The organism is Streptomyces sp. NPDC054840, assembly GCF_053611065.1.
The window spans coordinates 1-6444 of sequence record NZ_JBSGZP010000431.1; the positions used below are offsets into that span (position 1 = coordinate 1).

Below are 6444 nucleotides of genomic sequence, written 5' to 3' on the forward strand. Positions count from 1 at the left end.
GAGCTGGTCGGCGCCGTTCCAGCAGCCGAGAACCTTGCCGTGGCGGTAGGCCTCGGTCAGCAAGAGCATCACGCGGGGATCGGAATCTTGCCGCCCGGGTGCGCCGGCCTTGGCATCCCGGGCGCCGTGGGCATCGGAGCCCGGCTCGGGTGCGCCGGCGAACAGCAGGGCGTCGAACTCGACGGAGCGGGCGGTGGCGAAGGTGCGCTGAACGGCGATCGGTGCGCCGTCGGAGCCGAGCGTGCCGCCGGCGGGGGCGATGACCAGGGGCACCATGCCGGCCTCCAGGATGGCCTGTCGGGCGCTCCGCACACCGTCGAGGTCGGCTGCGGCATCGGCGACGATGCCGACCACTCGTCCGTCGACGGGCCAGGTCTGCCCCACCTGCGAGAGGGCCGGGCTGGGATCGACCGCGTCGAGGGTCACGGTGGGAGCCGGCACCGGCAGGCCGAGGCCCTCGGCGACCTTCTCGCACAGCTCGGGGTCGATGTTCGCCAGGACCCCCAAGGTGCGCTCCTTGATGGCCTTCTCGTAGCACTTGTTCAGCTCGAAGGTGTACGCGGCGACGATGTGCTCGCGCTCCGGCGGACTCATGCTGAGCCAGAAGAGCCGCGGCTGGGAGAAGTGGTCCGAGAAGGAGGCGGGTGCCTCACGGACCTTGCTCGCCGCCGGCACCTTCACGGGCGTCTCGATGAAGGCGCTCGTTTCGGTTCCTGCGAGGAAGGGGCAGCCGCCGTCGAGGCTGTTGGGCCGGTAGGGGGCGACGCCCGTGTGGACGCCGCTCTGGTGCATGCCGTCGCGGAGCATGTCGTTGACGGGGGCGTGCGGCGTGTTGATGGGGATCTGGCCGAAGTTGGGGCCGCCGAGCCGGCTGATCTGCGTATCCAGGTAGGAGAAGAGCCGGCCGGCGAGCAGTGGGTCGTCTGTGACGTCGATACCGGGCACGAGATGGCCGGGGTGGAAGGCGACCTGCTCGGTCTCGGCGAAGAAGTTCTTCGTGTTGGCGTTCAGGGTCATCAGCCCGATCGGCTGCACCGGCGCCAGTTCCTCCGGCACGATCTTCGTGGGGTCCAGGAGATCGATGCCCTCGAACATCTGGTCCGGGGTGTCGGGGAACACCTGGATGCCCAGCTCCCACTGCGGAAACGCACCGGTCTCGATGGCGTCGAAGAGGTCCCGCCGGTGGAAGTCGGGGTCCATCCCGCTGATCAGCTGGGCTTCCTCCCAGACCAGGGAGTGCACGCCGAGTTTCGGTTTCCAGTGGAACTTCACCAGCGCGCTCTCGTCAGCAGCGTTGACCAGGCGGAAGGTGTGGACGCCGAAGCCCTCCATCATCCGGTAGGACCGCGGGATCCCGCGGTCGGACATGTTCCAGATGGTGTGGTGGGTGGCCTCCGTGTGCAGGGACACGAAGTCCCAGAACGTGTCGTGCGCGCTCTGCGCCTGGGGGATCTCCCGGTCCGGATGCGGCTTGCCCGCGTGGATGATGTCCGGGAACTTGACCGCGTCCTGGATGAAGAACACCGGAATGTTGTTGCCCACCAGATCGAAGGTGCCCTCGTCGGTGTAGAACTTCGTCGCGAAGCCCCGCGTGTCGCGCACGGTGTCGGCCGAACCGCGCGAGCCGAGCACCGTGGAGAACCGCACGAACACCGGCGTCTCCACGTCCTTCGCGAGGAAGGCCGCCCGGCTCACCTCCCCGGCCGTGCCGTAACCCTGGAAGACACCGTGCGCCGCGGCTCCCCGCGCATGGACCACCCGCTCCGGGATCCGTTCATGGTCGAAGTGCGTGATCTTCTCGCGCAGATGGTGGTCCTGCAGCAGGACCGGTCCCCGCGCGCCGGCCTTCAGCGAGTGATCGGTGTCGTGGAGCCGGGCCCCCTGGGCGGTGGTGAGGTAGGCACCGCTCTGCGCCCTGCGCGCCTGCTCCGCCCCGGTGGCCTGCCCGGTGGGGCTCACGGTCTCCGGCCCTTCCTGGTCCGGCTTGGGCGGGAGGGGCTCCGTGGGGTGCGTCGGCTCGGCCACGGGCGGGGTTACCCGCCCCGGCTTGCCCGGCAGGCCGTCCTCGTCCGGCTCGGAGGCCGCAGGGGTGTGCTTCGTGGTCATCATGTCTCCAAGGGGCGTTCTGCTGGACGCTTCAGCCATGACCGGGAAGCGTCCGCTTCCAAACGGGGGCCTGAGGCTTCTCACCCGCCTCAGCGGTGTTCCGGGCATCTGCCGGTCGGCAGAGCGGCCGCGCGTGCCGACCGCCCACCCGGCCACCCGGCCACCCGGCCACCGGAACGAACCGCGTCGCCCCGGCGCTTCCCCTGCGCGCGCCCGCGCCTGTGGGATCGGCGGCGCGCCGCCATGGGTGTCCGGCGGCCACGACGCTCACGTCACGGTGTGAAGAGGACCTTGACCGCGCCGTCCTGCTTCTTCTGGAACATCTCGTACGCGCCTGGCGCCTGTTCGAGGGGCAGCCGGTGCGTGGCGAAGTCGTCGACGCCGAGAGGATCCCCGTCGATGAGCAGGGGGAGGATGTCGTCGACCCAGCGCCACACGTTGGCCTGACCCATGCGCAACGTGAGCTGCTTGTCGAACATGGTCAGGAGGGGCAGCGGATCGGCCGCACCTCCGTACACCCCGGACACCGAAACGGTGCCGCCGCGGCGGACGAGGTCGATGGCGGTGTGGAGCGCGGACAGCCGGTCGACGCCTGCGCGCTTCATCATGGCCGCGGCGAGGGAGTCCGGCAGGAGGTTGGTCAGGCCCTGTGCGGCAGCGGCGATACGGCTGCCGTGGGCCTCCATACCGACGGCGTCGATCACGGCGTCCGGGCCTCGCCCTCCCGTGAGGGCCCGGACGGCCTCGGCCAGGTCCGCACCACACGCCTGGAGGTCCAAGGTGTGGACGCCGCGCCGACGAGCCCGCTCCAGGCGCTCGGGAACGAGGTCGACACCGATGACCGTACCGGCGCCGCGGTGAGCGGCGATGCGGCAGCTCATGTCCCCGATGGGCCCCAGGCCCAGGACGGCGACACTGCCGCCCGGCGGAACGGACGCGTAGGCGACCGCCTGCCATGCCGTGGGCAGGACGTCGGACAGGTAGACGAAACGGTCGTCGGGCGGCCCGGTCGGAACCCGGATGGGAAGAGAGTTCCCGAACGGGACGCGCAGGTATTGGGCCTGCCCGCCCGGGACCTGACCGTAAAGCTTCGTGTAACCGAAGAGGGAGGCCCCGGTGCCGTGCTCGTGGACCTGCGTCGTCTCGCACTGCGACTGCAGCCCCTGGTCACACATGAAGCACGACCCGCAGGAGATGTTGAAGGGGATCACCACCCGGTCTCCCGGCTTCAGGGAGGTGACGTCCGGTCCCACCCCCTCGACGGTGCCCATGGGCTCGTGGCCCAGGATGTCACCCGCGTCGAGAAATGCGCCGAGGACCTCGTAGAGGTGCAGGTCCGACCCGCAGAGGCCAGTGGTCGTGATCTTGACGATCACGTCGTCGCGGTCGCGGATCGTGGGGTCGGGGACGGTGTCGACGCGTACATCCCGCTTACCCTGCCATGTCAGTGCCCTCATGACGCCTCCTTCGCCTCCTGGCGGACGGTCCTGCTTCGCTTCTGCCGGTCCCCGCCGCGGTCGTGCCCTGCGCAGGTGGCCGAAGGGAACGACCATGGCGGCGACCGCAGGAGCTCGGTCTGCCCGCTCTCCCGGAGGCCACGGTCCGGTCCGGTTCGCCCCCGGTCGCGCCGGCCTCCGTCGCCGGCTTCACCACGGGGCGCGGGCACAGATGGTCTTGCCACCGTCGGGGGTGGGTTCGATCTGCACCTCGGTGGTGAGGTGGTTGATCAGCTGCCATCCCCAGCCGCCGGTTCCGTCGGTGTGGGGTGGGCGCGGCTGGGGCGGGTCGGGGCTGGTGTCGGTGACGCGGATGTCGATGTGGTCACCGTTCAGTTCGAGGTGGAGCCATGCGGGCCCCTGGGTGTGGCGCAGGGCGTTGGCCACCAGCTCACCCACGATCAGGAGGACGGCGTCGTCGTTCCCGGGCCGGCTGGGCGGCCGTATGCGGGCGGCGTGGTGGAGAAAGGCACGGGTGGCGTCGCGCGCTGAGCCCATGCTCTGCCCCTCACGTGGCAAGGACCGATCCAGGACGGGCACACCCATACATCCTCCTTCCGCCTGGGCCCCTCTACGCACCTGCCCCGTCCAGGCAGGAGAAACCCGGCAGACGCCCCGCGGCGGTAGGAATCCCATCGCGCCCGGGCCCCCTGCGAAGCAAGGAGGGCCGCCGTACGCGTCGGCAACCGCGCCGACCAGGTCCACCTCCGGCCTCCCCGAGCGCGTCGAGTGCGGGCCGGATCGTGACGCCGCGCTCGAAGAGCTCGACCACACGGGGGCGTGGCACCCGCCCCGTACGGGGGCCCGGCGCTCACGACGCCCCGTCGGTCTCCCGGTCGGACCGGGGCCATACGTACGGCAGGTCGTCCGGTACCCCCGGGAAGCGCTCCCGGTAGAACGCCGGGGCCTTGCGCACAAGCGCGGACTGATGGCTTCGATGGAAGTCCGGTGCGCCCAGCCACGGCGGCAGGTCCCCGTCGGCGGCCAACTGCTCCTGCGTCCGCGGGGCTCCCCCCTGCTGCCACGCCCCGAAGTCCTGGACCAGGGTTGCGGCACAGGTGTCGGCACGCCCCTCGGCAGTCCACACTCCACAGACCTCCAGCCCGTACCGGACGAGAGCCTCCTCGTACCCGGCCCACATCCGCACCGCCGGGTGCCTGCGCCATCCGTAACCGGGAACGACCAGACCCCGCAGCACCTGCACGGCCTCCACCCGCTGCTTTCCGAGCCGGCGCACGTCCAGCGCGGCTGCCGAGGCACCGAACGACGGAAACGGAAGGAACGTCTGCACAAGGTCTCCCACCGAGACGGGACGGCGATGCAACGGGTAGGCGAGCCACCTGACCCACTCCCCTGCGGGCACGGTGCGAGCCTGCCAGATGCCCTGGCGGTATTCCTCTCGACGGGCCGTACGCCCGTCCCCGCGGGTCGGGCCCACCGGAGCGGGCCCGGCGGCCCGGCCCACCCGCACGTGTCCGGCCGGACGGAGGGGGCCGGCCCGAAGCCCGTGAGATGCGGCGTGATCGGGGTAGGGGCACCATGACCGTGTCACACACCGTCGGTAGCAGAGGAGTCCCCGTGGCTGTCCGGCATCAGCTCATCCGGCGCTCCCCTCCCGCGGTGTGGGCCGTACTCGCCGATCCGACCCTGTACGGGGAGTGGGTGGTGGGCCCGTCCGGGTCCACGCCGCTCGACCCCACCTGGCCCGCAGTGGGTTCCCGGCTGCGTTACACGGTCCGGCTCGGCCCTTGGTCCGCCGAAGGCACGACGACCGTACGTCACCAGGAGACCGGCAAGGAGCTGGAGTTGGAGGCATCGTTCAAGGCCCTCGGCACGGCTCGGATCTTCCTCCAGCTCCGGCCGTGGGGCGAGGAGACCCTCGTCGTCTGCGACGAGCACCCCCTGCGCGGCCTGGGAGGGACCCTGCACAACCCCGTGAGCGAAGCGGCCCTCCAGCTCCGGCACCGGGGCATGCTGGCCCGCCTGGCGAGGGTCGTGGAAGAACAGTCCGCCGAGGTGCTCCGTGCCTGACGCGGTGGTGATCGGCGCCGGGCCCAACGGCCTGGTGGCCGCGAACCTGCTGCTCGACGCCGGGTGGAGCGTGGAGGTCCTGGAGGCGCAGGAGGAGCCCGGAGGAGCCGTACGCAGTGACCGCGGCGTGCACCCGGACTACATCTCGGATGTATTCAGCGCCTTCTATCCGCTCGCCGCGGCCTCCCCGGTCCTCGCCCGGCTCGACCTGGCCGCCGAGGGCCTGCGCTGGAGCCACGCCCCCTCCGTACTGGCCCACCCCCTGCCGGACGGCCGGTGCGCGGTGCTGGAGCGCCGGGTGCAGGACACCTGCGCCGGCCTGGCCGAGTTCGCGGCTGCCGACGCCGACGCCTGGCAGAACATGTACCGGACGTGGGCCCGGGTGGGGCCGGACCTCGTACAGGCCCTGTTCACTCCTTTCCCCCCGGTCCGCTCCGGGCTCCGGCTGGCCGCGAAACTCCGTGCCTCCGGGGGCCTGCGGCTGGCCCGGAAGCTGGCTCTGCCGGTGCGCCGCCTGGGTGAGGAGGAGTTCCGGGGCGAGGGCGGGCGGCTCCTGCTGGCCGGCAATGCCCTGCACGCCGACCTGGCACCGGAGGCGGCGGGCAGCGGCGGCTTCGGCTGGCTCATGTCGATGCTCGGCCAGAGCCACGGCTTCCCGGTTCCCGTCGGCGGCGCCGGCGCCCTCGTGGCCGCGCTGGTGAGCCGCCTCCGTCGCCGCGGGGGCGTCCTGCGCTGCGGGGAGCGCGTCGCGTCCGTCGTCGTACGCGGCGGCACGGCGGTCGGTGTCCGGCACGCGCGCGGGGCGACCGTC

The 6444-nt window shown here is 71.6% G+C and carries 6 protein-coding genes; 2 read left to right on the forward strand and 4 right to left on the reverse strand.

Annotated elements, in window-relative coordinates; translation table 11 throughout:
- The 4 genes from ACWGIU_RS25980 to ACWGIU_RS25995 form a co-directional block, all read right to left on the reverse strand.
- The coding region (locus ACWGIU_RS25980) for a catalase (protein WP_453709617.1) at positions 1–2109 on the reverse strand (2109 nt) is incomplete at its 3' end.
- A 269-nt stretch (positions 2110–2378) separates the two neighbouring features.
- Positions 2379–3563, reverse strand: coding sequence for a zinc-dependent alcohol dehydrogenase (locus ACWGIU_RS25985; protein ID WP_453709619.1), 1185 nt, complete (start codon positions 3561–3563; stop codon positions 2379–2381).
- Between the two features lie 189 nt (positions 3564–3752).
- The gene (locus ACWGIU_RS25990) at positions 3753–4100 is read right to left on the reverse strand and encodes an ATP-binding protein (RefSeq protein WP_453709620.1); all 348 of its coding nucleotides are present in this window, start codon (positions 4098–4100) and stop codon (positions 3753–3755) included.
- A gap of 313 nt (positions 4101–4413) precedes the next feature.
- On the reverse strand, positions 4414–4893 hold the full coding sequence (locus tag ACWGIU_RS25995) for an MSMEG_6728 family protein (RefSeq protein WP_453709622.1): 480 nt from the start codon (positions 4891–4893) through the stop codon (positions 4414–4416).
- Positions 4894–5180: 287 nt separating this feature from the next.
- Here ACWGIU_RS25995 and ACWGIU_RS26000 point away from each other — a divergent pair, with 287 nt between their 5' ends.
- Positions 5181–5633, forward strand: coding sequence for an SRPBCC family protein (locus ACWGIU_RS26000; protein WP_453709624.1), 453 nt, complete (start codon positions 5181–5183; stop codon positions 5631–5633).
- Positions 5626–6444, forward strand: an 819-nt coding sequence (locus ACWGIU_RS26005) for a phytoene desaturase family protein (RefSeq protein WP_453709626.1), incomplete at its 3' end; no start/stop codon positions are given. The genes ACWGIU_RS26000 and ACWGIU_RS26005, both read left to right, overlap by 8 nt.